Below are 25,075 nucleotides of genomic sequence, written 5' to 3'. Positions count from 1 at the left end.
ATGTCGGAAGCCATTCTCACACCGATCGAGAAAAAGCCCATCGGGTTCACTGCCGGTGTTCTGGCCGCAGCGGGCGGGTTTGCCGGGCTGTTCCTTGGCACGGCACAAGGGTCGGGCCTGTTGGGTATCCTTGTTGGCGCCGCTTTGATGGCAGCACTGGCCTTTGTCGCCATGCAGGTGCTGGGTGAAGCGCTGGAAAAGCCGGTGCGCTGGGGCATGATCGCCGTGGCAGCTGTCGCGGGGTTCCTCTTCAACGGCATTCCGGGCCTGATCATGGGCGGCCTTTTCGGCTGGTTCTTCGGCTGGTTCATCTACTGGATCGGCATGGGGCGATACCGAGCACATTTGGTGCCCTACCTCACTGGCGGACAGGTCCTGTGGCATTATTCGTTTCGCGTGCTGTGCGGTGCGATCTTTGTCTTCCTGATTACGCCGATCATCGTCGTGATGCCGCTGTCGTTCAACGCCGAGGACTTCTTTACGTTCACGCCGGAAATGCTGGCTTTCGATCCGGCAGGCTATAGCCTCAAACATTACCGTGACTTCCTGACCAACCCGGAATGGACAAACGCGGTCAAGAACTCGTTGATGGTGGCTCCGGTTGCGACGTTGATCTCGGTGTCTTTGGGCACACTGGCGGCCATCGGCCTGAGCCAGAGCCATGTGCCGGGCAAGCGGGCGATCATGGCGATCCTGATTTCTCCGATGATCGTGCCGCTGATCATCTCGGCCACGGGGATGTATTTCTTCTACTCCAAAATTGGTCTGGTCGGCACCTATTGGGGTATCGTTCTGGCGCACGCGGTGCTGGGTATTCCGTTTGTCATCATCACCGTGACAGCCACGCTGGTGGGCTTTGATCGGTCTCTGACACGGGCTGCTGCCAATATGGGCGCAAACCCTGTGACCACCTTCTTCAAGGTGCAGATGCCGCTGATCCTGCCGGGGGTGATCTCGGGTGGTTTGTTCGCGTTCATCACATCGTTTGACGAGGTGGTTGTGGTGCTGTTCATCGGCTCGGCCGAGTTGCAGACTCTGCCGTGGCAGATGTTCACCGGTCTGCGCGAGCAGATTTCACCGACGATCCTTGCCGCCGCGACGATCCTTGTTGGTATCTCGATCTGCCTGCTGACCTCGGTCGAGATCCTGCGCCGCCGGTCCGAGCGGCTCCGGGGTATGTCGCCGGGATAAGGGGGAAGCCGCTTGGAAGCGGCTTTTCCGCATTTTTGAAAATGCAGGCGAAGGCTTTTGCAAAAGTCTTTTCGCTCAACAAAAAAGGCCCTGCACCACCATGCAGGGCCTTTTCTTTGATTGAGGTCGAGATCAGCTGCGGACGAGCTTTTCGTAACCTTCCGCGATCTCGCGGGTCAGCGATCCAACTTCGAAGTTGTAGTCGCCGATTTTACCAACCGGAGTGACCTCAGCAGCCGTGCCGGTGAGCCAGCACTGCTCGAAACCTTCAAGTTCTTCCGGCATGATGTGGCGCTCATGGACCTTCACTTGGCGCTCTTTGAGCATGCCGATCACCGTCTGACGGGTCAGGCCGTTGAGGAAGCAATCCGGTGTCGGCGTGTGCACTTCACCGTTCTTGACGAAGAAAATGTTGGCGCCGGTCGCTTCGGCCACGTACCCGCGATAGTCGAACATCATCGCGTCGGAACAGCCTTTGGCCTCGGCCGCGTGTTTGGACATGGTGCAGATCATATAGAGACCTGCAGCCTTGGCGTGGCTCGGGATGGTTTCGGGCGATGGGCGTTTCCATTTTGAGATATCGAGCTTGGCGCCTTTCATCTTGGCGTCGCCGTAATAGGCGCCCCATTCCCAGCTGGCGATGGCCATGCGAACCGGGTTGCGCGCCGACGCGACACCCATGTCTTCGCCCACGCCGCGCCATGCGACCGCCCGCACATAGGCGTCAGACTGACCGTTGGCCTCGAGAACCGCTTTCTTGGCCGCTTCGATTTCGTCCACAGTATAGGGGATTTCGAAGTCAATCATTTCCGCTGACCGCTTGAGCCGCTCTGAATGCTCGCGCGATTTGAAAATCTTGCCGTTATACGCACGTTCGCCTTCGAAGACCGAGCTGGCATAGTGCATCGCATGGGTCAGGATGTGGACATTTGCGTCGCGCCAATCAATGAGCTGGCCATCCATCCAGATCTTGCCGTCGCGGTCGTCATAGGTTCCGGCCATTTCAATTCTCCTCGCCCGGATTTTCATAAATTGCGCAAATTAGGTCCGAATCGGACATAATATTGCGCCAAAACTGAGATTCGCTACCATTTGAGCCTTGGAATGTCAACAAGACTGACGTATTTTCGAGTTTAACAAAAAGACGGATTGGACGACGGACCATGGCGGACGGACCCACCCAAAGTGGATCAAGCGGGCAGGCGCTGCTCTATCTCACGGACGAGCAGCTGCGGCAGGGGATCGAAGCGATGTTCTTTGCCTATCGTGGGTTCACAGCTGACCCGGATCGCATTCTCGAGGGTATGTCCTACGGTCGGGCCCATCACCGGGCCATTCATTTCATCCATTGCGCCCCGGGCACCACGGTGAACAATCTGCTCGCTATTCTTGGGGTCACCAAGCAATCTCTGAACCGTGTGTTGCGCACTTTGATCGAAGATGGTCTTGTGACAAGCCATGTAGGACGTAGCGACAAGAGAGAGCGGCATTTGACCTTGACCGAAGCTGGAGAAGCGCTGGAACAGCAATTGTCTGACGCACAGCGCGCCCGCATGCGGGATGCATATCGCAAGGCCGGACCCGAGGCGGTTGCCGGGTTCAAGACTGTTCTCGAAGCGATGATGGATGAAGACATGAAGCGCGCCTATATCGCGATGCGGGAAGGACGCTGAAATGGCTGAGCCCGATGCACACCTGCTGATTGTCGATGACGACGAACGTATCCGTGGGCTGTTGCAGAAATTCCTGATCCGCAACGGATTTCTGGTCAGTGCGGCGCGGGATGCAGCCCATGCGCGGCGTATCCTGTCAGGGCTGGATTTCGACCTGATTGTTCTTGATGTGATGATGCCGGGCGAAGATGGGATCAGCCTGACGCGGGGCATTCGCGAGCGTTCGACCACGCCGATCCTTCTATTGACCGCGCGCGCCGAGACCGAAGACCGCATTGCAGGGCTTGAGGCCGGGGCAGACGACTACCTTGCAAAGCCGTTCGAGCCGAAGGAGCTGTTGCTTCGGATCAACGCGATTTTGCGTCGGATGCCGGAACAGACTGCTGCGAACAGCGCGCCGAAATACCTCAATCTCGGGCCGATCCGCTATGATACGGAACGGGCCGAAATGTGGCGTGGCGAAGATCTTGTTCGCCTGACCTCGACCGAAATTCAGCTGATGAAAATCTTTGCCGCCAAACCGGGCGCCGCATTGAGCCGGACACAGCTGGTCGAGGAACTGGGCCGCGACCGGGGGCAGAGCCAGGAACGTGCGGTGGACGTACAGATCACCCGCTTGCGTCGAAAGCTCGAGGACAATCCGAAACAGCCGCGCTACCTGCAAACGGTGCGCGGTGCTGGGTATATGCTTGCGCCCGACTGACGGGTTTGATTTTTGCATATTTGGAAAAAGAAGAAGCAAGGAAGGCGCGCGTATGGCGACGGCATTGATCACACATGCGGAGTGTCTGGACCATGTGACACCGGACGGGCACCCCGAACGGGTGGCACGGCTGGAGCATGTGTTGCACGCGTTGCAAGGGTTGGATCTGCGGCGTGAGGCTGCGCCTTTGGTCGACACGGCGCATTTGACCTATGTACATCCGCAATCGCATATCGATGCGATTATTGCAGAGCAGCCCGCAGAGGGTTTGCACCAGCTTGACGCAGACACATGGATGTCTCCGGGGAGCGTGAATGCAGCACTTCGGGCCGCCGGGGCTGTGGTCCGGGCGGTCGATCTGGTGCTGGACGAAGAGGTGGGCAACGCGTTCTGCGCCATCCGTCCGCCAGGACACCACGCAGAAACCGAGACGCCAATGGGGTTCTGCCTGTTCGGCAACGCCGCCATCGGTGCCAAACACGCGCTTGAGGCGCATGGTCTGAGCCGAGTCGCGGTGGTGGATTTCGACGTGCACCACGGCAACGGGACGCAGGACTTGTTGTGGAACGAAGCACGGGCGTTGACGATCACCAGCCAGCAGATGCCGCTGTGGCCGGGCACCGGTGATCCGTCGGAACGCGGGGCGCATGACAACGTATTGAACGTGCCCTTGGCGCCGCGTTCGGGTGGTGCAGAGATGCGGGCGGCTTATGAGGCGCAGGTGTTCCCGCGTTTGCGGGCTTTCCAACCGGAACTGATCATCATCTCTGCAGGATTTGATGCGCATCAGGACGACCCACTCGCGGAGTTGCAGTGGTCGACCGAGGATTTCCGTTGGCTGACCCGCGAGCTTTGCGCCTTGGCAGCAGAGCTTTGTGACGGGCGGATCGTATCGACTTTGGAAGGCGGGTATGATTTGTCTGCGCTCGCGATCAGTGCGCGTGCGCATGTGGAAGAACTGATGGAGGCCGCGTCATGAGTGACACACCTGTAGACGAGATGAGCTTTGAAGCTGCTATGGCCGAGCTTGAAAAGGTGGTGGGCCAGTTGGAGCGCGGTGATGTGGCGCTTGAGGAATCCATTGCGCTTTATGAACGCGGGGCTGCACTGAAAAAGCGGTGCGAGGCCAAGCTGAACGAGGCGCAGGAAAAGGTCGCGGCGATCACGCTGGATGCCGATGGCAAGCCCACGGGCACCGCGCCCTTTGATCCCGAGTAAGCCGGAGCGATGTTTTCTGACGCGCTGCGCCGCGATGCTGCCCGGATCGGCGCGCATCTGGACGAAGTTCTGGCGAAGGAACCTGACCTGCCGGTGATCCATGGCATGCGGTACGCGGTGTCGGGCGGCAAACGGTTGCGAGGGTTTCTCGTGATGGAAGGCGCGCGGCTGCACGGCGTGCCTGAGGCACAGGCGATCTGGCCTGCGGCTGCCATCGAGGCGATCCATGCCTACAGCCTTGTGCATGATGATCTGCCCTGCATGGACGATGACGACCTGCGGCGGGGTCTGCCGACGGTTCATCGCAAATGGGATGACGGAACGGCGGTTCTTGTGGGGGATGCGCTCCAGACGCTGGGGTTCGAGTTGGTTCTCGACGCGGCCTGCCATGCCGATCCTGTCGTCCGGGCTGATCTGGCGCTTAGCCTCGCGCGTGCTTCTGGCCATAGGGGCATGGTTTTGGGGCAGGCCTTGGATATTCAGGCTGAAACGGCAGAGACCCCGCTGACGCTTGACCAGATCACCGAGTTGCAGGCGGGTAAGACCGGGGCGCTGATCGTGTGGTCGGCTCAGGCGGGTGCGCGGCTGGCACAGTCTGATCTGAAACCGCTCACTGACTATGCCACGGCCCTTGGCCTCGCGTTTCAGATTGCGGACGATATTCTGGACGTTGAAGGTGACGAGACTACAGTTGGTAAGGCGGTGGGCAAGGATGCGGATCGGGGCAAGGCCACGTTTGTGTCGCTCTTGGGGCTGGATGGCGCAAAACGGCGTGCGTCCGATCTGGTTGACGCCGCCTGTGATGCCTTGTCGCCCTATGGCGCACGCGCGCAAACCTTGAATGAGGCGGCGCAGTTCGTTATCTCGCGCGACACCTGATGCGACCCGGAGGCGCGGCTTATGTCCTTTTCCACAGAGACCCCGCTTCTTGATACGGTCTCTTCCCCGGCTGACCTGAAACGGTTTTCCGATGCTCAGCTTGAGCAGGTGGCCGATGAGCTGCGCCGTGCAACGATCACCGCTGTGTCCAAGACCGGTGGTCATCTGGGGGCCGGGCTGGGTGTGGTTGAATTGACCGTTGCTTTGCACGCAATTTTCGATGCGCCGCGTGACAAGATCATCTGGGACGTGTCGCATCAGTGTTATCCGCACAAAATCCTGACCGGGCGGCGCGACCGTATGGGAAGTTTGCGGCAGGAAAACGGGCTGTCGGGTTTTACCAAACGGTCGGAATCCCCGTATGATCCGTTTGGCGCGGCGCACAGTTCGACTTCTATCTCTGCTGCCTTGGGTTTTGCCGTGGCGCGCGATCTGGGGGGTAATTGCGACACCGGGCATGGCGATGCGATTGCAGTGATCGGTGATGGTGCGATGAGCGCGGGCATGGCCTATGAGGCGATGAACAACGCGGGCCATCTGAAAAAGCGGTTGATCGTCATTCTGAACGACAACGAGATGAGTATTGCCCCGCCTGTCGGAGCGCTGTCGTCCTACCTGTCGCAGCTTTATGCGGGTGCGCCGTTTCAAGATTTGAAAGAAGCCGCCAAAGGCGCGGTGAGTTTCTTGCCCGAACCTTTCCGCGAAGGGGCGAAGCGGGCGAAGGATTTGCTCAAGGGTATGGCCGTGGGCGGCACGCTGTTTGAGGCGCTTGGGTTCTCGTATGTCGGGCCGATTGATGGGCATGACCTTGAGCAGCTTTTGCCGGTGCTGCGGACGGTCAAGGACCGGGCGCATGGGCCGATCCTGATCCATGTCGTGACCAAGAAGGGCAAGGGTTATGGCCCTGCGGAGGAGTCCGCTGATCGTGGGCACGCACGGGCCAAGTTCGATCTTGTGACGGGCGAGCAGAAGAAAGCGCCGTCCAACGCGCCAAGCTATACCAAGGTGTTCGCCGACGCGCTTTTGCAGGAAGCGGCGGATGATCCGATGATTTGTGCTGTGACTGCGGCGATGCCGGATGGCACCGGGCTAGACTTGTTTGCCGAACGCTATCCATCGCGGACGTTTGATGTGGGCATTGCAGAGCAGCATGGTGTGACCTTTTGCGCTGGATTGGCGGCAGGGGGGCTTAAGCCATTCTGTGCGATGTATTCGACGTTCTTGCAGCGTGGGTATGACCAAGTGGTGCATGACGTTGCGATCCAGCGGCTGCCGGTGCGCTTTGCCATTGATCGGGCTGGGCTGGTGGGGGCCGACGGGGCAACCCATGCGGGCAGCTATGACGTTGCCTATCTTGCGAACCTGCCGGGCTTTGTCGTCATGGCGGCGGCGGATGAGGCGGAGCTGAAGCATATGGTTGCGACGGCAGTGGCGCATGATGAAGGGCCCATCGCGTTCCGCTATCCGCGGGGCGAGGGGCAGGGCGTTGAAATGCCAGAGCGGGGTGAAGTTTTACCAATTGGTAAAGGGCGAATGATCCGCGAAGGCAGCAAGGTTGCAATCTTGTCTTTCGGCACGCGTTTGGGCGAAGTTCTCACCGCCTGTGAGGCGCTTGAGGCCAAGGGCATCAGTCCAACCGTGGCAGACGCGCGCTTTGCCAAGCCGCTGGATGAGGATTTGATCCTCAAGCTGGCCGCAGACCACGAGGCGCTGATCACCATCGAAGAAGGTGCCATCGGTGGTTTTGGCAGCCATGTTGCGCATTTGCTGGCCGAGGCCGAAGTGTTCGACACTGGGCTGAAGTTCCGGTCGATGGTTCTTCCGGACATCTTCATCGATCAAGCCAGCCCGCAAGCCATGTATGATGTGGCGGGTTTGAATGCCGAGGACATCGAGAAAAAGGTGCTGGATGTTTTAGGCGTCGCTGCGATTGGCAAACGGGCTTAGAAGATCCCGCTGATCAAAGCGGCGACCACCGCCAGCGACAGCCCCAGAACGGTATAACCTGCAATCAGAACAAATCCGTCGCGCACCATCAGCGCAAAGGCAATAAGGGCAACGCCGCCTGCGCTGATCGATGTGAACATGGGCAGGATTTCCAGAAAAGGCCATGTCGCTGCGACGACCATGACCGCCAAGAGCGCGATCCGGTCCATTGGTGACGCGGACAAAAAGCGCAGCCTGTGTCGGCTGTTGCGGTCAAGCCAAGCGGCGGGTTTGCGTAGGTAGTTCACAGCGCGTTTCAGTTGCGCTCCGCTGAGCCGTCTGGTGGCGAGGAACCCAGGCAGCCACAAGTGGTCGCGACCGAAAAATGCCTGAATGGAGATGGTGAGAATGACCAGCCCGCCGATGGTGGGCATCAGCGGTATGATCGACAAAGGCGACACGAGGATCAGAGACGGGACCAAGAGTGCCGCGCCAAAAGAGCGTGCACCGACCCGGTCGAGCATGTCTTGAATCGTTAGCCCTTCATGGGCGTCATGGTGGCGGTGTTCGGCGCCGGTTGCGGGATTTTCGGGGTCGAGCGTGTCCAGAAGGCCGGTGAGCGATCGTGGAGCGACCTGATCGGGTGTCACTGTTTGGCCTGCTCTTGCGCAAGGATGGCGGCCAAGCCTGACCGGTAATCGGGGTATTTCAGCGCGACACCAAGATCCGATTTAATCCGGTCGTTCCTGACTCGTTTGCTTTCGGCATAGAAGCTGCGCGCCATGGGAGACAACTCTGCGTCCTCGAAGCGCAATTCTGGCGGTGCATCGACCCCCAAAAGGGTCGCGGCGTGCAAGATCACGTCTTGTGGCGGGGCAGGATCGTCATCGCACAGATTATACACGGTGCCCGGTTTGGGGTGTTGCATGGATGCTTCGAGCACTTGCGCAATGTCTTCGACATGGATGCGGCTGAACACCTGACCGGGTTTGATGATGCGGCGCGCGGTGCCGTCGCGCACCTTGGAGAACGGGCCACGGCCGGGGCCGTAGATCCCCGCAAGCCGGAAGATGTGGAGTGGTAAATCCGGGATCGCGGACCATGCTGCCTCTGCCCGGACCCGGCGGCGGCCGCGTTCGGTGGCGGGGGTCAACGGTGCGCTTTCATCAACCCAATCTCCTTGTGCATCCCCGTAGACACCCGTTGTCGACAAGTAGCCGACCCAGTCAAGCCGTTTGGCTTGGGCTGAAAAATCCGTCTTGAGCAGACCCAGCGTTGGATCGCCGTCTTCGGTCGGACCAGCAGAGACCAGCACGTGACTGGCGTTTTCAAGCCAAGGAAGAATGGCCTCTCTGTCCCACAAAAGTGGGGTGATGCCCTGAGCATGGAAGTCGCGAAACTTGTCCGGGTCGCGCGTTGTCCCGGCTATTTTCCAACCCTTGGGCAGCAGGCGCTGGGCCAGAAAGGCCGCGCTATAGCCGTGTCCAAGAGAGAGCAATGTGTGGTCCATAATTTGAACGTGGTACAATTAAATCCAAAACCAAGCGGCGCAGTCATCTGCCCACGGAAATGTTAACGCTCAAGAGGCGTAATCGGATCCCTCGGAATCCAATATTTTTTTCAATTCAGACAAGTGGCGGGCATCCTGTTCGGGGTAACCTTCAAGTTCCTGTGCGGTTTTCTCCGCGATATCATCGGATAAGACCTTGAGTGGCTGCCCGGTTTGCAACGCGCGGATGTAGGTTTCGGCGGCGCGTTCGAAGTAATACAGGCGATTGAACGTGTCAGCTACCGTGTCGCCGATGACCATCACGCCGTGGTTGCCCATGATCATCACCTTCTGCTTTGGGTCGGTGAAAAGCTGCGCACATCTCTCGCCCTCTTCCTCGAAGGCAAGACCGCCATACTGCGTGTCGATCACGTAGCGATTGAAAAAAGTAGCGCAGTTCTGGTCGATGGGGGGCAGGCGCGGGTCTTGCAGGCAAGCCAGTACGGTGGCGTGGACTGAATGGACATGCATTGCACAGCGTGCATGGGGACAGTGACGGTGCAATCCACCGTGCAAACCCCAAGCGGTCGGGTCAGGTGCATTGGGGCCCTTGAGCGTTTCAGGGTCGTTCGCATCCACGATCAGCAGGTCGCTCGCTTTGATACGGGAAAAGTGCATTTGGTTGGGGTTCATCAGGAACCGGGTGCCGTCGTCATTGATCGACAGGCTTAGGTGATTGGCAACGGCCTCGTGCATGTTGAGCCGTGCGATCCAGCGGAAAGCGGCTGCAAGATCAACGCGTTCCTGCCAATGCTCCATATTTGGAGCGAGTTGCGTAACGGACATGGAAGCCTCCTGTGTTTGGGATCAAAGCAAGCCTTTCCCAACGTAAAGTCAAGCGGTGTGATATTGGTGTATAGGTGTCAAAGTGGTCGCGACGGGACCCAAGCATAACCGTCCGGGCACAGCAGGAAGCATTCGCGCAGCCCGTGCGGTTTGTCGGTTGGCGGTTGCAGGACGGTGAAGCCGACTGTGTCGGCGCGCTGGGCTGCGTCGTCCGGGTCTGTGTCGAAGAGGTGAATCTGAATCCCGGCGCCACGTGGCGGGTTTTCTGGCAGAAGGTTTAGCAGTGGATGCTTGGCGTAGGTTGCGTCGGCGTGGAGTTGGAACACCTGTTGCCCATATTGCAGGATCGCGAAGTCGCGTGAAGCCTGAAAGGCCCGCATTCCGAACAGCGTGCAAAGACCTTCGGTTTGTGCCAGCACATCGCGCACCAATAGGTTCAATCCGATCCCGCGCAAGGATGCGCCGAACTCGGGCGCGGACACAGTTTCATAGTCCATGTGCATGCCTCATAGAAAAAGTCAGCAGTGCTGACCATTTCTCCAGCTTGATCCCACCCACGCAAGCTGTCAACCTGCGCGCGAGGCAGGCGCAAGACCAAGAAAGGCCGGGGATGCAGGACCGTTCCATCAATCTCGATGTTATCTCACCAGAGACCCCGGACCCCGAGCGTTTCGACGATCCGAAGGCGGCGGTAGACCGGCTGTGCACGCTCTATGCGCAGTCCACGCAGTTCCTGTGCGACAGCTTTCAAACCGCGATGAAGCAGGGGCATCCCGGCGTGCGCTACCGTGCGTTTTATCCAGAGGTGCGGATCACAACGACCAGCTTTGCCAAGGTCGACAGCCGTTTGAGTTTCGGTCACGTGGCGCATCCCGGAACGCATGCGGCCACCATCACGCGGCCTGACCTGTTCCGTCACTATCTTGAACAGCAGCTGTCGCTGTTGATGGGCAATCACGGTGTTCCGGTCGAGGTGGGTGTTTCGGACACCCCTATGCCGGTGCATTTCGCTGTGGCGAACGATGCGACGATCACAGTGCCCCAAGAAGGGGCGGCAGACTTTATCCTGCGCGACGTGTTTGACGTGCCTGATCTGGCGACCACGAATGATGATATCGTGAACGGTGTGGCCAAGCCCGCGCCGGATGGAACAGAGCCTTTGGCGCCGTTCACTGCGCAGCGTGTGGATTATTCTCTGGCGCGGCTGTCGCATTACACGGCGACCGACCCGCACCATTTCCAGAATCATGTTCTGTTTACCAACTACCAGTTCTACGTAGCCGAATTCGAAGCCTATGCGCGGGCACAGCTTGCCGATCCGGACAGCGGCTACATGAGCTTTGTCAGCACCGGCAATGCCGAGATTTTCGAGGCAGATGCGCCGCTTCCTGCGGTCGATAAGATGCCCCAGATGCCGACGTATCACCTCAAGCGCAAAGGTGGGTCGGGGATCACTTTGGTGAATATCGGGGTGGGGCCGTCAAACGCCAAGACAGCGACAGATCATATCGCCGTTCTGCGCCCACATGCATGGTTGATGGTCGGACATTGCGCAGGCCTGCGCAATTCGCAAAGCCTTGGCGACTTTGTGCTGGCCCATGCTTATCTGCGCGAGGATCGTGTTCTGGATGACGATCTGCCCGTCTGGGTCCCAATCCCGGCCTTGGCCGAGATCCAGATCGCGCTGGAACGCGCTGTGGCTGCCGAAACGCAGCTTGAGGGGTATGACCTCAAGCGCATCATGCGGACTGGCACGGTGGCCAGCGTGGACAACCGCAACTGGGAACTTCGCGACCAACGCGGTCCGGTGCAGCGTCTGAGCCAGAGCCGGGCCATTGCGCTCGACATGGAAAGTGCCACGATTGCGGCCAACGGTTTTCGCTTTCGGGTGCCCTATGGCACGCTTCTATGTGTTAGCGACAAGCCTTTGCATGGCGAATTGAAGCTGCCCGGCATGGCGTCTGATTTCTACAAAACGCAGGTTGCGCGGCACCTGATGATCGGTATTCATGCGATGGAACACCTGCGAGAGATGCCGCTTGAGCGCATTCACAGCCGGAAGCTGCGCAGCTTCGAGGAAACCGCGTTCCTGTAGGCGATTCTGCCTTAGCGACATCGAATGGCGCTTTCGTCCGACTTAGGGTGTGACAAAGCTGTGGAAATCGGCTGAAAAAGGCGAAAAACGTCGGGTAATCGCCTACCAACCGTTGTGTTTCCTCGCAATATACGGTTAGTTTTTCACCACGAGGCCCAAGATCGGGCAGTTAAGGAGACCACGAAATGGCGAAACCAATGACCAAGACCCAGCTTGTGGCCGCTCTGGCCGAAGAAATGGGCAGCGACAAGAAAACCGCCGGAGCAGCACTGGACGCAGTGACCAACATCATCACCAAAGAAGTGTCTGGTGGCGGTGCAGTGACGCTTCCCGGTGTCGGCAAAATCTACTGCCGCGAGCGCCCGGAGCGCATGGTGCGCAACCCTGCCACTGGCGAGCAGTTCAAGAAAGAAGCCGACAAGGTGGTCAAGATGACCATTGCGAAGGCTCTCAAGGACAGCGTGAACGGCTGATCCGACCTCCAGACTTACCTTGAAGGCCGCTCGTCAGAGCGGCCTTTTGCATTTCAGTGATCAGGTTTTGGCCCAGCCGGAGTGCTGTGTTCCTCGTGCAGGGCGGTATCGAGTTTGCCTTCCTCTAGGCCTTCGTTCTTCCACAGCGGCACGCCCGTCGAAACGACTGAGCGGCCCATCATGTGCGCGCCGATGGGCGCAGTGAGAAGGATGAAGAGAACGATGGCAATCACCCGGATGATAATGTCCGATGTGCCAAAGATCACGGCGCTGGACAACAGGATCAACCCGCAGGCCAAGGTGCCGATCTTGGTCGAAGCGTGCATCCGCAAAAGCACGTCTGGCAGGCGTAGCAGGCCAAGCGCGCCAATCACGGCAAAGAACCCGCCAAGGATGATCAGGGAGCCGGCGACAACTTCAATCATGACGTGACCTTTCTCTGGAGCGTTCAGTGTTGCGTTCGGCAAAGCGGGCAAGGGCGACTGTCGCGAGGAAGCCGACGAGGGCCAGCACCAGTGCCACGTCCAGAAACGCCGGGGTGCCATAGCGGATGGCAGCGAGGCCGCAGAAGGCGACGATGGCCACCGTCATGAAGTCGAGGGCGACGACCCGGTCCTGAAGGCTTGGCCCTTTGATCAGACGCACAAAGGCCAAAACGACCGAAATCACGACGCACATAAAGCCGATCTCAAGGCTAATCTCTAGAAATCCATCCATCACGCGCCCTCCACAGCGTCAATCACCCAACGCTCCATCCCGTCCTTCAGGCTTTTGCGCAGGGCATCGGGATCGTCGGCAAACATCGCATGTACAAGCAGCGTCTTTCTGTCTTCGCTCACGTCAAGGCTCAGCGTGCCTGGTGTGAGCGAGATCAGGTTTGTGACCAGCAGGATGCCGGTGTCGGTTTTCACGTCGAGCGGCACCTCGATGATCGCGGGGCGCGACCGGTGGCGCGGAGTGAGCACGTCGATGGCAACCGCGATGCTGGAGACGATCAGTTCATAATGGAACATGATCACAAGCTTGATCCATGCGGCCACACGTTTGAAATAGCTGCTTGTCCCAATCAGCGGCTGGATCAGCCACAACGCACCATAGCCGATCACAAAGCCAGTGATGAGGCCAATGAGGGACACCGAGCCGGTGAACGCAACCCATGCGATGGCGAGGATGATGTTCAGTCCAAAGGTGTTCATGGCTGTTCTCCCAGCACCGCGGTGATGTAGGCTGTCGGGTCAAGAAGCTGCGCCGCAGAGGCCTCGGCGAATTGGACGAAAGGTTCAGGCATCACGCCGATGATGACGGTCAGCACAGCGAGCCCGGCAATTGGGATCAGCATAGCAGCACGGTCTCGGCTGGACAGTGACGACAGTTTCGGCTCGATCCCGTCGGGGTGTGGTTCCCAGAAGGCCTGCGCCCAGATCTTGGTCATGGAGTAGATCGTGAGCAGACCCACCGCCAACGCAATGCCGGCGATGATCCAGCCCTGAACGTCGAGCGCCGCCTTGACCAGAAGGAACTTGGCCCAGAAACCTGAGAGCGGCGGGAAGCCAGCGAGCGAGAAGGCCGGGACCACGAAGAGCACCGCCAAAAGAGGCGCGGATTTGTAGAGGCCGCCGATCCGCGAAAGCTCTGTCCCGCCGGCGATCCGTTGCGCCACACCTGCGATTAGGAACAGGTTTGCCTTCACCACGATGTGGTGCACGAGGTAGAACACCGCGCCGACGATGGCGAGCGGCGTCAGCAAGGCAAGGCCAAGGATCATGTAGCCGATCTGGCTTACGATGTGGAACGACAGGATCTTGCGCATGTCTGATTGTGCAGCCGCGCCCAGAACGCCAACCACCATGGTCAGGCCCGCGACCCAAAGCAGGATCGTGTGGGTGAAGGCGGTGTCGTGGTCGAACACCAGCGTGAACATGCGCAGGAGGGCGTAGACGCCGACCTTGGTCAGCAGTCCCGCGAACACCGCCGAGACCGAGAAGGCGGGCGTGTGGTACGAGGCGGGCAGCCAGAAGAAGAGCGGGAACACGGCAGCCTTGACCCCGAAGGCAATCATGAAGAGGACCGCGACGATGGTCAGCAGGCGTTGGTCCGCATCGTCCACAGCAGTTGCCAAATCTGCCATGTTCAGCGTGCCGGTCATGCCATAGAGCAAGCCAATACCGGTCAGGAACATGATTGTGGACACAAGGTTCAGTGCCACATATTTCACGCCCCCGTCGATCTGTTCGGGCCGTCCGCCCAGCACCAGTAGGCCGAAAGACGCAATCAGCATCACCTCGAACCAGACGTAAAGGTTGAAAAGGTCGCCGGTAATGAACGCGCCGACCACACCGGCGATCAGCATGTTGAACAGCGCGTGGTAGCCCAAACGCTCCATGCCTTCGTCCACATCCGCAATGGCGTAGATGGATACGGCAACGGCAACGATGGCGGTGATCAGGACCATGACGGCAGACAGAAGGTCCGCCACCAGCGTGATGCCAAACGGTGCGGCCCAGCCGCCCATTTGCCCGGCAATTACGCCGTCGCGTAGGACCGTGTTCATGAGCGTGATCGACGCGAACAGCAGCACCGCTGATCCGGCCACGGAAATCCAGCGCCCCAGCGGGCTTTGTCGCGTCAGGAACGCGAGGACCGCCGTCAGAAACGGAACAACGATCGGAAGTGCGAGAAGCCAGCTCACTTTTGTGCCTCTTCAGGTTCGGCCAGGCGCATGTCGTCTGGTGTCAGGGAATTCAGGGTGGTCCACGCCCGGAAGACGAGGACGATGGCGAAGGCGAAAAGGCCAAAGCCGATGACGATGGCGGTCAGTACCAGTGCTTGCGGCAGCGCGTTGGCCACATCGACCAGTGGTGCATCGGCGCCTTCGGGGATCAGCGGCGGTGCGCCATCCGTCAGGCGACCCGAGACAAAGATCGTCAGGTTGGCTGCGTTTGAAATCAGGACAAGGCCAAAGATGAAGCGCAGCAGGTTGTTCGATAGCATCAGATAAACCGCTGCCGACACCATGACGCCGACGGTTATGGCAAACAGGAATTCCATCAGACTTCCTCCTCCATGGCGAAGACAAGGGTGAGGATTGACCCGAACACCACGAGATAGACGCCGATGTCGAAGACCAGAACGGTCGACAGGGGCAGGCCTTTGTCACTTTCGGTTGCGCCGATGAAAAGCCATTGACCGGTGAAAAGCGCATCACCGAAGAGTGCTGCGAACAGGCCTGCCAATAGTGCGATGCCCAAACCCCACATGGCGATGGTTTGCGGCAGTACGCGCAACGCAGCCCGAGCGTCCTGAGTGCCACAAGCGATGGCGTAAAGAACAAACCCGGTCGCTCCGGTCAGCCCGCCGATAAAGCCACCACCTGGTTCATTGTGGCCGCGCAGCATCATGTAGAACGAAAACACCAGCAGGATTCCGGCAAGGTACCGCGTGCCGACGCGCAGGATGACGGAATTCATTTTTGGTCTCCTTTGCGTGTTGTGCGCAGCAGTGCATAGGCCGACAGGGCGGCGATCACGACCACGGCGATCTCTCCGAAGGTGTCGAGCGCACGGAAGTCCACGAGGATTACGTTGACGATGTTCCGCCCGTAGGCTTCGGGCCAGCTTGTCGCTTCGAAATAATCGGTCAGGCGCAGATCAAGCGGACTTGAGACGACGGCGATCAGGATCAACGAAACGGATGCGCCTACCGCAATCGACAGTGCCGCATGGCCTAGGCGGAACTCGGCTTTAGGCAGCGACGGCAAGCGCAGCATCACCACCGCCACAAGCACCACGACCAGCGTTTCGACAAGCAACTGCGTGATGGCCACGTCCGGTGCGCTGAACACAATAAAGATCAGCGCGATGCCGATGCCAACCACCCCAAGGGCTGCGATCCCGGCGATCCGCGAGTTGGTGACAAGCGCCAGAAGTGCGCCTGCAATCGTCAATAGCGCGATAGAGGTGTGCTTCCACTCTACATCCGACAGATCGACGGCGATCATTGGCATGCCAGTGTAGAGCAGAGTCAGCAGGATACCTGCTGCAATTGTCAGGAAGGTTGCGAAAAGATAGCTGGTGAGTTTGCCGTTTTGCACCAGCAAGGTTTGCCACTTTGCAAACCCCTTGAGCCCGTCAAGAAACCGATCCCAGCCGTGATCCAAGTTCGGGATTGCCTGGAAACCCTGTTCGAGCTTTGCGCGCAGTTGGACATGGAACTTATAGAACAGCAGGCCCAATACAAAGGTTGCGATGCTGAGGAACAAGGGAACATTGATGCCCGCCCAGAGTTTGAGCTCTTTCGCTTCGCCGACTTCGCCGGTCAGCGAAATCACGGTTGGGTTGATCAATGCGACTTGCAACAGGTCAGGGTAAATCCCGAAAACCGCGCCAAGGCTGGCAAGAATGATCGGACCAGCCCACATCTGCCAGGGTGCTTCGCGAGGGGCTTGACCGGACGGGACGCTACCTTGCCAGAACGGTCGGAAGGCCACGACCCCTGCCACAGCAAGCATGAGTGCGTTCGATAGCAGCGCCGCACCAGCCACGAACAAAGGTTCAGAGGCAACCGCGATCGCACCCGCGTATTTCAGTTCTTTGCCGATAAAGCCAAGGAATGGTGGAAAGCCCGCCATTGACAGCGCGGCAAGTGCTGCTGCAACAGCGGTGACTGGCATGAGACGACCCAGACCGCCCAGGTGATCGGTCTCGCGGGTGCCCGTGGACAGATCAATACAGCCGACAACCAGAAAGAGCGACGCTTTGTAAAGCGAATGTACGATTAGGAAGGTCGCGAATGCTGTCATCGCATAGCCGGACTCCTGCCCCAGAAACAGCGTCAGCGTGCCAAGCGCCATGAGCGTGGTGTAGGCTAGAGCCTGCTTGAGGTCTGTCTGGCGCAGCGCCAGCAGACTGGCAAATACGGCAGTCACAGCGCCAAAGATCGTCAGCGTCCAAAGCCAGACATCGGTGCCTGACATCGCCGGGTGCATTCGCGCCATAACGTAGACACCCGCCTTGACCATGGTGGCCGAATGCAGGAAGGCGCTGACGGGGGTGGGGGCGGCCATCGCGTTGGGCAGCCAAAAGTGGAACGGCACCTGCGCCGACTTGGTGAACGTACCTGCCAGCAGCAGAATCAGGATCGGCAGGTACATGGCGTGCTCTTTGAGCGCGTTGCCCTGCGCGATGATGCCGGAAATGCTGGTTGTTCCAGAGGCCGCAGCCAACAGGATCAACCCGGCGAGGAAGGCCAGACCCCCCGCGCCGGTGACGAACAGCGCTTGCAACGCGTTCCGGCGGCTTTTCTCGGCTTCATGTGAGAACCCGATCAGCATGTAGGAGGTGAGTGTCGTCAATTCCCAGAAGACGAAAAGCAGGATCAGGTCATCGGCCAGGACAAGCCCCAGCATGGACAGCATGAATGCGGTCAAGAACAGGGCAAACCGGGCGTATTGCGGATGCCCGGCAAGGTAGGTGTTGGAATAGAGCAGCACCAGCGTGCCAATGCCGGAAATCAACAACGAGAAGGTCAGGCTCAGACCATCCACGAGGAACGCCAGCTCGATCCCGAGGGAGGGAATCCAAGGGATTGAGACCCGGATCACCTCGTTTGCGGCGATCGCCGGCATGAGCGACACGAAATAAGCAAAAATCGCACCGGCAAACAGGACCGGGACAATCCCGGTCAGACCGTTGCCGCGTGTGTCGGTGGGAAATCCGCCCGCCATCAGTGGATACCTCCTGAGGGTCTTGCGCCGATCGGTGTGGCAAAGCCGGGGGCTTTTGCGGTCAGGACCGAGCAACTGACATGGTTGAGAATGGTTTCGGCGGTATTGCCGATGAACAGCCCGGCCACGCCGGTACGGGTCAGAGTGCCCATGACAATGGTGTCGATACCTTCGGCTGTGACATGTTCCGGGATTGCATCCGCTGCAACCCCTTTAATGTGTAGAACACGCATGATGTCATCGAATTCGGCATAGGCTGCCACAAGTTCTTGCAGCCGGCCCTTGCTGTCGTCTTGGGTTTGCGTGACCAAGCGGTCGATTTCGCCTTCGGGAATATTCGCCAGCCCATGCCGCAATGTTGCCTCTTCCTGCAGGTGCCAGACGTTCATTACATCCAGCTTGGCATTGTCGTTACGGGCAAGTGACGTCGCGAGATCCATCAGCGTTCGATTGAGGCTGTCCCGATCGGGTTCGAACGGGTCAGGATCGACCGCAACAAGAATGCGCCGCGACATGGGTTCAGCCGCCGAGTTCAAGACCCAGATCGGGCAAGGACATTTGCGCAAGAGGTGCATGTCGGCACCCGGAAAGACCCTGCGTCCAGCCGCACGGTGTGCACCCTTGATTACGATATCATGCCCTTGTCGCAAGACCTGACGGATAATTTCGATAAAGGGTGTGCCGATCAGCAGCTTCGTGTCGACCGCGATGCCTTTGTCGCGCAGCTTTTGCGCCCGATCTTCGAGCTTGGCGCGGTGGACGGCAATCACTGTTTCGCCGATATCGTGGCTGCCGAGGCCGGGGATCATCGAAAAGAGACGCGACATGTCCTGCGCGCCGCCACTGTCGATTGTCGTCACCATCGTGACGCGGGCCTCATTGGCACTGGCAAGCCAGACAACACGCTCCAACGCCAGTTCAAAGGCGCTCTGTTCGTCGCATACGAAAAGAATGTTCTTGAAACGCTGCACACCATGCTCCCTTGCCCAAAATGGTAGATAGGGTGCATTCTTTATTGACCAAATCGAAAATAATCGCAGTATTGATAGAAATATTCTATCAAAGAGCGTGATGATGCCCAGTTTGCAGCAACTTCGATATCTGGTCGCAGTCGCGGATCACCTGCATTTTCGCCGCGCCGCGGAAACGTGCAATGTCACGCAGCCAACACTCAGCGCGCAGATCAAGGAACTTGAGCTGCGGCTTGGCGCCAGCCTTGTCGAACGCAGCCGTTCAAAGGTCGTGATGACCCCGACTGGCAAGGACATCGCCGAAAGAGGGCGTCGTATCCTTCGGGAAGTGGCCGAGATTCATACCATCGCAAAGTCGCGGCAAAGTGTGTTGAGTTCGGTCATTCGGATCGGTGTCGTGCAGACCGTCGGGTCGTATTTTCTTCCACTCGTGATCCCGGAGCTGCATCGGACATACCCGAAGCTGGGTCTTTATGTGCGCGAGGGTCTTCCGGATGTGCTTTTGCGAAGTCTGGAGGACGGTGCGTTGGATCTCTTGTTCTTTCCCCTGCCGGTCAATCGGGTAGATCTGGACTCTCTGTCCCTGTTCCGCGAACCGATTCAGGTCGTAATGCCCGCCGATCACCGTCTGGCAAAAGAACCGGAGATCGACCCGGTGATGCTGCGTGGAGAGACAATCCTATCGCTGGAGCCGGGACACAGACTGTATGAGCTTGTGCGCCGGATTTCGGATGATTACGGAGTGGAATTGTCCCATGACTACGAAGGCACGAGCCTAGATACCCTTCGTCAGATGGTGGCGACCGGTATGGGCCTGTCGTTGATGCCAGCGCTTTACGTCAAATCCGAGGTGGCCCATCAGGACATCGTTGTTGCGCGCCCGTTTCGGGGAACCGCTCCCTCGCGCACCATCGGAATGGTCTGGCGCAAAGGCACCTCGCGCGAGGAAGAGTTTCGGTTGTTATCCGCGCTGGTCTGCAGGTCGCTGACCGAACGCGCGCCCGAGATCACCGTGCTGGGCGACGTGCCGCGCCAGTCCTGACACGCCGCTGCTGTGGCCGTTTGGATTAAGCGTACTTCAGCAAACTTTCGACAGTGCGATCCCTGCGTTTTTCTGTCGAGGCCGCCCCTTTGCTCCAATGCGCCCCGATTTCCAGCGAGGCAGGGGCTTCGAAATCGAAAGGCACCTTGGAAAGATCGCTGTTCATCATCTCGATCAATTCGAACACCGGCGCAGATGCCCTGCGGCGGGCTTCTGAGAACATCAGCGACAGGGTGATCAGACGTCTGCTGTTATAGGGTGACATGTAGAAATTGCGCCAAAGCGCTGGGAAAGATGCCCCGATGGATGAATTGTAATAGACCTCAAGGAACATGAAATCTGCTGCCTTTTCCATGGCTGGCTCAGGTAGGTCCGATTGCCATGCCTCGAAATCCTCTCGGAAACGGTCTGCCACGTCTTTGTTAAAGTCACCGCGTGGGACGATGAACAAGCGTTCGATCTGCCAATCCGCATCGCGCCATTCGGCTTCGGGCCGGAACACGTAGACGGCGCGCAGTAGGTCGGTCTGGTGACCGCGAAGAATAACATTGCCGTCAGGAACGCCTTGGATGACGCCATTCTGGTACTCCCGAGGTGGAGAGGCTGGCGCGCCATATGTCAGCTCATACGCGTGTTTGTTCAACCGAACCTCGCGCCGCGCAATCCCGAAATTCCTTTTGTCATGGACTTCGTGGTCAATTTTGCAGACCCGGCACAGCTCTGCCGCGATGGCGGCGTCTCGGCGGGTCGCATAATTGTTGATGTGGGTGTAGAACTGTTTGATCTTGCTTAGATGTTCGCCGGCAAAGGCAAGCAGAAGCCTGCTGTCCATGCCGCCGGACACCGGCAGGGAGCAAGGATAGTCCTGCGCGATGGCGCCGATATTGGCCCGCGCGGTTTCAATGATTTCGCGATATGTGTCTGTTGGGTCAGCCGGCTCTGGGGTGAAGCGGATATCTCTTGGCCAGAACCGGTGTGTCTTGAGTGTGTCTAGGTCAAGGTAGTGGTTCGGATTAAGCCGATGCACATCGGCGTCTGCCGTATGGAACAGAGACAGTTTGCCGCCAAGATCACGGATCACATCGAAATCATATTTGGGATGTGGGCGCAGAGGGCGCTTGATGGCCAGCAAGACCGACGATGCAACATAGCCATCCTCAGCGTTGAAAACTGCCCCGATCATCCCGACGGGATCGGTGTATAGCCGCGATTGTCCGCGGGCCCGCATGACGAAGGCGTAGCGCCCGGCTGCATCATCAAGATATTTTTCGAAATGGTCCCAGAAGATTTTTGACGTTTTCTTGAAAGGAAGTTGTACCACTGCTGCCGACTGCTCGGCCTGCATGCCCACAGCAATCCCCAGAACGAAGCCGACCAAGGCGCCTGTGGCGTCGCGGACCTCACGAACGGGGAGGTCTTTGCCGCTGTAGATATTCAGCGCATCAAGTTTGCGCGCTTCGAACCCATCAAGTGCTTCATCGGATCGGGAAATCACGTATTGATAGCGAAACCGATGTTCAAATGGGCCGTACCTGAAATTCCACTGCTGCTGTGCTTGAAACATATCTGCCTGCCACTGCGATTTATTTTTTCTTTACAGTGACACAGTGATTCGCTTGGCGAAACGCTGTTCTTCAACGCGCGATGCAAATCCGGATAGCTGTGGGATTGTATCCACGGTTGATGGTGCCGTGCATCCGCGTATCCAGATCTTTGATCTGAGCGATCATGCGGGATGCGGAGTGTCGTGTTCGCTGCGGCAGAGGGTCCTGCCTTCACCTAGAATAACACTATGACCACCATTCCGCTGTTACGGGCGGCGCTCAACGGTAGAAACAAAGGATAAGTTAGGGAAATGGTGGAGCCTAGGGGGATCGAACCCCTGACCTCTTGCATGCCATGCAAGCGCTCTCCCAGCTGAGCTAAGGCCCCGTTTGTGGGCGTTCAATTACGCAAAGCCGGGGGCGGGATCAAGCGTGATTCCGCCCCATCAGCAGAAATTAATCGTCGTCGTCACTTGCGACGTCAGCGATATCGTCCAAAGACACGTTATCGTCGTCGTCATCCTCGAGAACATCATCGTCGTCATCGAGATCAACATCGACATCATCGTCTTCCAGGACATCGACTTCTTCGTCGGTTTCCATCTTGGCTTTGCTTTGACGGTCTTCGGCATCAGCCGCGATCATGCGGGTCTTTCCGGTGTCAATCTCGACAACTTCGCCGGTATATGGGCTAATGATCGGATTGGCATTCAGGTCATAAAAGCGCTTGCCAGTGGTTGGGCAAACACGTTTGACGCCCCATTCTTCTTTGGGCATGGGTCATCCCCTTTATTGCGTGGTCATATCGACAATCTGCGCCAACTGCCATAACACCGAACCGGTGTCAAAGGCTTTAGGGCGCAGAGTTCATCGAGCGGCATATGGGCGTCACAACCTTTCCTGGCAACCCCGAAATTCCGTTGAAGTTGCGGAAGAACACGCGTGCCCGGCGCATGACGCTTCGAATTTCAAGAGTCGACGGCGGTGTGACCCTGACTGTGCCACGTGGCGTGTCGGAGCGGGACGCACTGGCCTTTGCTGCCGAAAAGCGGGACTGGGTCGTCGGACATCTGTCGAAACAGGCCACTCCAGAACATGTCGGGCCGGGGCAGCGGTTGGAAGTTTGTGGTCAGCCGTTCGAGGTTGTTCAGGGCACTGGCCGGCGGCTTTCGGTGTCTGATGGTCACATCTCTTTGCCCGCACCGGTCGAGACAGGACGCATCCATTTGCTGGCGTGGCTCAAGGAGCAGGCGCGCGCGGAATTGACACGGGCATCCGATCATTATGCGCAACGTCTGGGCCGTCGCTACACGCGGCTGACGCTGCGTGACACGCGGTCGCGTTGGGGGTCATGCTCATCGGCTGGCGCATTGATGTATTCATGGCGGTTGATCCTCGCACCCAAGCCTGTTCTCGAATATGTGGCCGCCCATGAGGTCGCGCATTTGCAAGAGATGAACCACTCGGCTGATTTTTGGCGTGTGGTTGATCAGCTTTATGGACCACATCGCGAGGCGCGGGACTGGCTGCGGCATGAAGGCCCGAAGCTGCATCGCTTCCGGTTTGATGCTTGACCCGTTCCCGTGCTGTGATCACAGTTCAGTATGAGCGTCCTCACCCGCCCCACGGAACCCACTTTATCAGCGCATGATCGCGTGTATCGCGGTTTGCGGAACCGGATCATGTTCGGGCAAATGTCTCCGGGTGAACAACTCACGTTACGCGGAGTCGCACGGGAGTTTGACGTGTCGATGACGCCGGCCCGCGAGGCGTTTCAGCGGTTGGTCGCCGAAGGCGCGCTATCGATGTCGGCATCGGGGCGAGTCTCGACGCCTGAACTGTCGAATGACCGTATCGAGGAACTTGCCGCGTTGCGTGCCTTGATCGAGGTCGAATTGGCAAGCCGGGCCCTGCCTCGCGCGCATCTTGCCCTCATCGACCGTTTGCAGGCCATCAACGGGACGATTTCCGACGCGATCTCGAATCGGGACGCGGTCGGCTACATTCGCACCAATCTGGATTTTCACCGAACCTTGTATCTGCGTGCTCAGGCACCGGCGATGCTGGCCATGGCTGAACAGGTCTGGTTGCAGCTTGGTCCGACGATGCGCGCCCTTTACGGCCGGTTGCGTCGCACGGAGGCACCGCAATATCACAGGTTGATCGTGGCAGCGTTGAAGGCCGGGGATGAACCCGGCCTTCGCTTGGCTGTTCGGTCAGACGTGACCCAAGGTCTGCGTTTGTTGACCGGGTAACCGGGCGTTCAATGTGCCATGAACACCGGCACTTCGCAGGTTTCGAGCATGTTGCGTGTTGCGCCGCCCAAGATCGCCTCGCGGAAACGCGAGTGACCATAGGCCCCCATCACCACCATGTCGGCGTTGATGTCGGTGACATGCCGACGCATCACGTCGGACACGCGCGGCATCGTCTTTGACAACACGTCGATTTCGACCTTCACCCCATGCCGGGCAAGGAATTGTGACAATTGCCCGCCGGGATCGGACCGGGTCGGCCCATGTTTGGGTGGGTCGATGACGACGATATGTGCCGACTGTGCGGCGCTGAGCATGGGCAAGGCGCTGCGCACGGCCCGCAGCGCTTCGGCGCTTTCGTTCCAGCCGATCGCAATTTTCTCGGGCAGTTTCAGCTCTGACCCGCCATCAGGCAAGACGATGACCGGGGACTGCCCTTCGAACAAAGCGCCCTCGACGACCGGCTCAAGCTCAATGCCGCGATCATCGCCATACGGACGCGGAACAACCGTCAGGTCGGCAAATCGCGAATGCGAGGCGACAAAGCGGGCCACATCCGCAAGTTGGCATACCGCTTCGATGACACCCCAGCGCAAGCCGCTCGAATCGAGTTGCTTTTTCGCTGAAGCCGCCATTCCCGAGGCCGCTTCACGGGCCTGATGCAGGGTTTCCTGCAGAACGGCCGCGTTCATTCCGGCGTAATAATAACCGGTTTGCGTGCGATCCACGCCTATACACAAAACATCAACATGGGCGTCCAGCGCGCTGGCGATGGACGCGGCCTGGGTAACAGTCTCGGTCAGATGGGCCTGATCGGTGGCGACGGCCAGAATCGATTTGAAAGACATGTGTGACTCCCTTGGATGTATTTCCCACTGGCCTCACATTCGACTGAAGTCGCATGAGGCGCTTTGACACCCATCAAACAAGTCCCGCAATTCTATTGATGCAGATCAAGGATAGGTTTCGCCAAGTTTCGCATTAAGGGCCCAGTCTGAAAACCGCCTGCGCGGCAGCCGAATCGTGCAGGTACGACGAAGGGACAAAA

General features: G+C 58.6%; 28 protein-coding genes and 1 tRNA gene. 12 read left to right on the top strand and 17 right to left on the bottom strand.

Going from position 1 to position 25,075, the window contains the following annotated elements; translation table 11 throughout:
* Positions 1–1,191 (top strand): ABC transporter permease, encoded by a 1,191-nt coding sequence (locus MCRY_RS04940; RefSeq protein ID WP_085628365.1) that lies wholly within the window; start codon positions 1–3, stop codon positions 1,189–1,191.
* Positions 1,192–1,323: 132 nt separating this feature from the next.
* Here the strand turns inward: MCRY_RS04940 and MCRY_RS04935 are convergent, their stop codons facing one another.
* Entirely contained in the window at positions 1,324–2,193 is an 870-nt protein-coding gene (locus MCRY_RS04935) for a branched-chain amino acid aminotransferase (protein ID WP_085628364.1), read from the bottom strand.
* 161 nt (positions 2,194–2,354) lie between these two features.
* On the opposite strand from MCRY_RS04935, the gene MCRY_RS04930 reads away from it, so the two are divergent.
* The 6 genes from MCRY_RS04930 to dxs are packed head-to-tail and all read left to right on the top strand — an operon-like array spanning position 2,355 to position 7,611.
* Entirely contained in the window at positions 2,355–2,864 is a 510-nt protein-coding gene (locus MCRY_RS04930) for a MarR family winged helix-turn-helix transcriptional regulator (RefSeq protein WP_085628363.1), read from the top strand.
* A gap of 1 nt (position 2,865) precedes the next feature.
* Positions 2,866–3,567, top strand: a complete 702-nt coding sequence (locus MCRY_RS04925) for a response regulator (protein WP_085628362.1) — start codon at positions 2,866–2,868, stop codon at positions 3,565–3,567.
* A 52-nt stretch (positions 3,568–3,619) separates the two neighbouring features.
* Positions 3,620–4,546, top strand: a complete 927-nt coding sequence (locus MCRY_RS04920) for a histone deacetylase family protein (RefSeq protein WP_085628361.1) — start codon at positions 3,620–3,622, stop codon at positions 4,544–4,546.
* Positions 4,543–4,785: an exodeoxyribonuclease VII small subunit gene (locus MCRY_RS04915; RefSeq protein ID WP_085628360.1), complete on the top strand. Its 243-nt coding sequence runs from the start codon at positions 4,543–4,545 to the stop codon at positions 4,783–4,785. The genes MCRY_RS04920 and MCRY_RS04915 overlap by 4 nt, the downstream gene beginning before the upstream one ends.
* Before the next feature lie 9 nt (positions 4,786–4,794).
* The gene (locus MCRY_RS04910; RefSeq protein ID WP_085628359.1) at positions 4,795–5,664 is read left to right on the top strand and encodes a polyprenyl synthetase family protein; all 870 of its coding nucleotides are present in this window, start codon (positions 4,795–4,797) and stop codon (positions 5,662–5,664) included.
* A gap of 21 nt (positions 5,665–5,685) precedes the next feature.
* Positions 5,686–7,611: a 1-deoxy-D-xylulose-5-phosphate synthase gene (gene dxs, locus MCRY_RS04905; protein ID WP_085628358.1), complete on the top strand. Its 1,926-nt coding sequence runs from the start codon at positions 5,686–5,688 to the stop codon at positions 7,609–7,611.
* Here dxs and MCRY_RS04900 read toward each other — a convergent pair.
* The 4 genes from MCRY_RS04900 to MCRY_RS04885 form a co-directional block, all read right to left on the bottom strand.
* Positions 7,608–8,240, bottom strand: a complete 633-nt coding sequence (locus tag MCRY_RS04900) for an exopolysaccharide biosynthesis protein (protein WP_085628357.1) — start codon at positions 8,238–8,240, stop codon at positions 7,608–7,610. The genes dxs and MCRY_RS04900 overlap by 4 nt on opposite strands.
* A complete protein-coding gene (locus MCRY_RS04895; RefSeq protein ID WP_085628356.1) occupies positions 8,237–9,100 on the bottom strand; it encodes an SDR family oxidoreductase in 864 nt (287 codons plus the stop codon). Before MCRY_RS04895 ends, MCRY_RS04900 begins: the two co-directional genes overlap by 4 nt.
* 69 nt (positions 9,101–9,169) lie before the next feature.
* Entirely contained in the window at positions 9,170–9,925 is a 756-nt protein-coding gene (locus MCRY_RS04890) for a class II aldolase and adducin N-terminal domain-containing protein (protein WP_085628355.1), read from the bottom strand.
* Between the two features lie 77 nt (positions 9,926–10,002).
* Complete coding sequence (locus MCRY_RS04885; RefSeq protein WP_085628354.1) at positions 10,003–10,422, bottom strand: VOC family protein; 420 nt, start codon at positions 10,420–10,422, stop codon at positions 10,003–10,005.
* 113 nt (positions 10,423–10,535) lie between these two features.
* On the opposite strand from MCRY_RS04885, the gene MCRY_RS04880 reads away from it, so the two are divergent.
* Together MCRY_RS04880 and MCRY_RS04875 are read left to right on the top strand one after the other, a co-directional pair.
* Complete coding sequence (locus tag MCRY_RS04880) at positions 10,536–12,020, top strand: AMP nucleosidase (RefSeq protein ID WP_085628353.1); 1,485 nt, start codon at positions 10,536–10,538, stop codon at positions 12,018–12,020.
* A 185-nt stretch (positions 12,021–12,205) separates the two neighbouring features.
* On the top strand, positions 12,206–12,493 hold the full coding sequence (locus MCRY_RS04875; protein ID WP_085628352.1) for an HU family DNA-binding protein: 288 nt from the start codon (positions 12,206–12,208) through the stop codon (positions 12,491–12,493).
* A gap of 53 nt (positions 12,494–12,546) precedes the next feature.
* On the opposite strand, the gene mnhG is transcribed toward MCRY_RS04875, so the two are convergent.
* The 8 genes from mnhG to MCRY_RS04835 are packed head-to-tail and all read right to left on the bottom strand — an operon-like array spanning position 12,547 to position 19,186.
* Positions 12,547–12,918, bottom strand: coding sequence for a monovalent cation/H(+) antiporter subunit G (gene mnhG, locus MCRY_RS04870; protein ID WP_085628351.1), 372 nt, complete (start codon positions 12,916–12,918; stop codon positions 12,547–12,549).
* Positions 12,911–13,210 carry an MrpF/PhaF family protein gene (locus MCRY_RS04865; protein ID WP_085628350.1) on the bottom strand — a complete coding sequence of 100 codons (300 nt, stop codon included), beginning with the start codon at positions 13,208–13,210 and terminating at the stop codon, positions 12,911–12,913. Before MCRY_RS04865 ends, mnhG begins: the two co-directional genes overlap by 8 nt.
* On the bottom strand, positions 13,210–13,689 hold the full coding sequence (locus MCRY_RS04860) for a Na+/H+ antiporter subunit E (RefSeq protein WP_085628349.1): 480 nt from the start codon (positions 13,687–13,689) through the stop codon (positions 13,210–13,212). Before MCRY_RS04860 ends, MCRY_RS04865 begins: the two co-directional genes overlap by 1 nt.
* Complete coding sequence (locus MCRY_RS04855; protein WP_085628348.1) at positions 13,686–15,182, bottom strand: Na+/H+ antiporter subunit D; 1,497 nt, start codon at positions 15,180–15,182, stop codon at positions 13,686–13,688. The genes MCRY_RS04860 and MCRY_RS04855 overlap by 4 nt, the downstream gene beginning before the upstream one ends.
* Entirely contained in the window at positions 15,179–15,541 is a 363-nt protein-coding gene (locus MCRY_RS04850) for a Na+/H+ antiporter subunit C (RefSeq protein ID WP_085628347.1), read from the bottom strand. The genes MCRY_RS04855 and MCRY_RS04850 overlap by 4 nt, the downstream gene beginning before the upstream one ends.
* Positions 15,541–15,960: a Na+/H+ antiporter subunit B gene (locus MCRY_RS04845; protein WP_085628346.1), complete on the bottom strand. Its 420-nt coding sequence runs from the start codon at positions 15,958–15,960 to the stop codon at positions 15,541–15,543. The genes MCRY_RS04850 and MCRY_RS04845 overlap by 1 nt, the downstream gene beginning before the upstream one ends.
* Positions 15,957–18,215, bottom strand: a complete 2,259-nt coding sequence (locus MCRY_RS04840) for a putative monovalent cation/H+ antiporter subunit A (RefSeq protein ID WP_238939400.1) — start codon at positions 18,213–18,215, stop codon at positions 15,957–15,959. Before MCRY_RS04840 ends, MCRY_RS04845 begins: the two co-directional genes overlap by 4 nt.
* On the bottom strand, positions 18,215–19,186 hold the full coding sequence (locus tag MCRY_RS04835; RefSeq protein ID WP_085628345.1) for a universal stress protein: 972 nt from the start codon (positions 19,184–19,186) through the stop codon (positions 18,215–18,217). Before MCRY_RS04835 ends, MCRY_RS04840 begins: the two co-directional genes overlap by 1 nt.
* A gap of 103 nt (positions 19,187–19,289) precedes the next feature.
* On the opposite strand from MCRY_RS04835, the gene MCRY_RS04830 reads away from it, so the two are divergent.
* Positions 19,290–20,228 (top strand): hydrogen peroxide-inducible genes activator, encoded by a 939-nt coding sequence (locus tag MCRY_RS04830; RefSeq protein ID WP_176234496.1) that lies wholly within the window; start codon positions 19,290–19,292, stop codon positions 20,226–20,228.
* 25 nt (positions 20,229–20,253) lie between these two features.
* Here MCRY_RS04830 and MCRY_RS04825 read toward each other — a convergent pair whose 3' ends face one another.
* From MCRY_RS04825 to MCRY_RS04815, 3 genes are all read right to left on the bottom strand, one after another.
* Complete coding sequence (locus tag MCRY_RS04825) at positions 20,254–21,792, bottom strand: asparagine synthase-related protein (RefSeq protein ID WP_085628343.1); 1,539 nt, start codon at positions 21,790–21,792, stop codon at positions 20,254–20,256.
* A 292-nt stretch (positions 21,793–22,084) separates the two neighbouring features.
* Positions 22,085–22,160: transfer RNA gene (locus tag MCRY_RS04820), tRNA-Ala, on the bottom strand.
* 68 nt (positions 22,161–22,228) lie between these two features.
* Positions 22,229–22,549 (bottom strand): TIGR02300 family protein, encoded by a 321-nt coding sequence (locus MCRY_RS04815; protein ID WP_085628342.1) that lies wholly within the window; start codon positions 22,547–22,549, stop codon positions 22,229–22,231.
* A gap of 104 nt (positions 22,550–22,653) precedes the next feature.
* On the opposite strand from MCRY_RS04815, the gene MCRY_RS04810 reads away from it, so the two are divergent.
* Positions 22,654–23,346, top strand: coding sequence for a M48 family metallopeptidase (locus MCRY_RS04810; protein ID WP_085628341.1), 693 nt, complete (start codon positions 22,654–22,656; stop codon positions 23,344–23,346).
* 30 nt (positions 23,347–23,376) lie between these two features.
* On the top strand, positions 23,377–24,027 hold the full coding sequence (locus tag MCRY_RS04805; RefSeq protein ID WP_085628340.1) for a GntR family transcriptional regulator: 651 nt from the start codon (positions 23,377–23,379) through the stop codon (positions 24,025–24,027).
* A gap of 8 nt (positions 24,028–24,035) precedes the next feature.
* Here MCRY_RS04805 and MCRY_RS04800 read toward each other — a convergent pair whose 3' ends face one another.
* The gene (locus MCRY_RS04800) at positions 24,036–24,875 is read right to left on the bottom strand and encodes a universal stress protein (protein WP_085628339.1); all 840 of its coding nucleotides are present in this window, start codon (positions 24,873–24,875) and stop codon (positions 24,036–24,038) included.
* Between the last annotated feature and the right edge of the window lie 200 nt (positions 24,876–25,075).

Source organism: Marivita cryptomonadis, from assembly GCF_002115725.1.
GTDB classification, from domain to species: Bacteria; Pseudomonadota; Alphaproteobacteria; order Rhodobacterales; family Rhodobacteraceae; genus Marivita; species Marivita cryptomonadis.
This window is presented reverse-complemented; position numbering and strand designations above follow the sequence as displayed.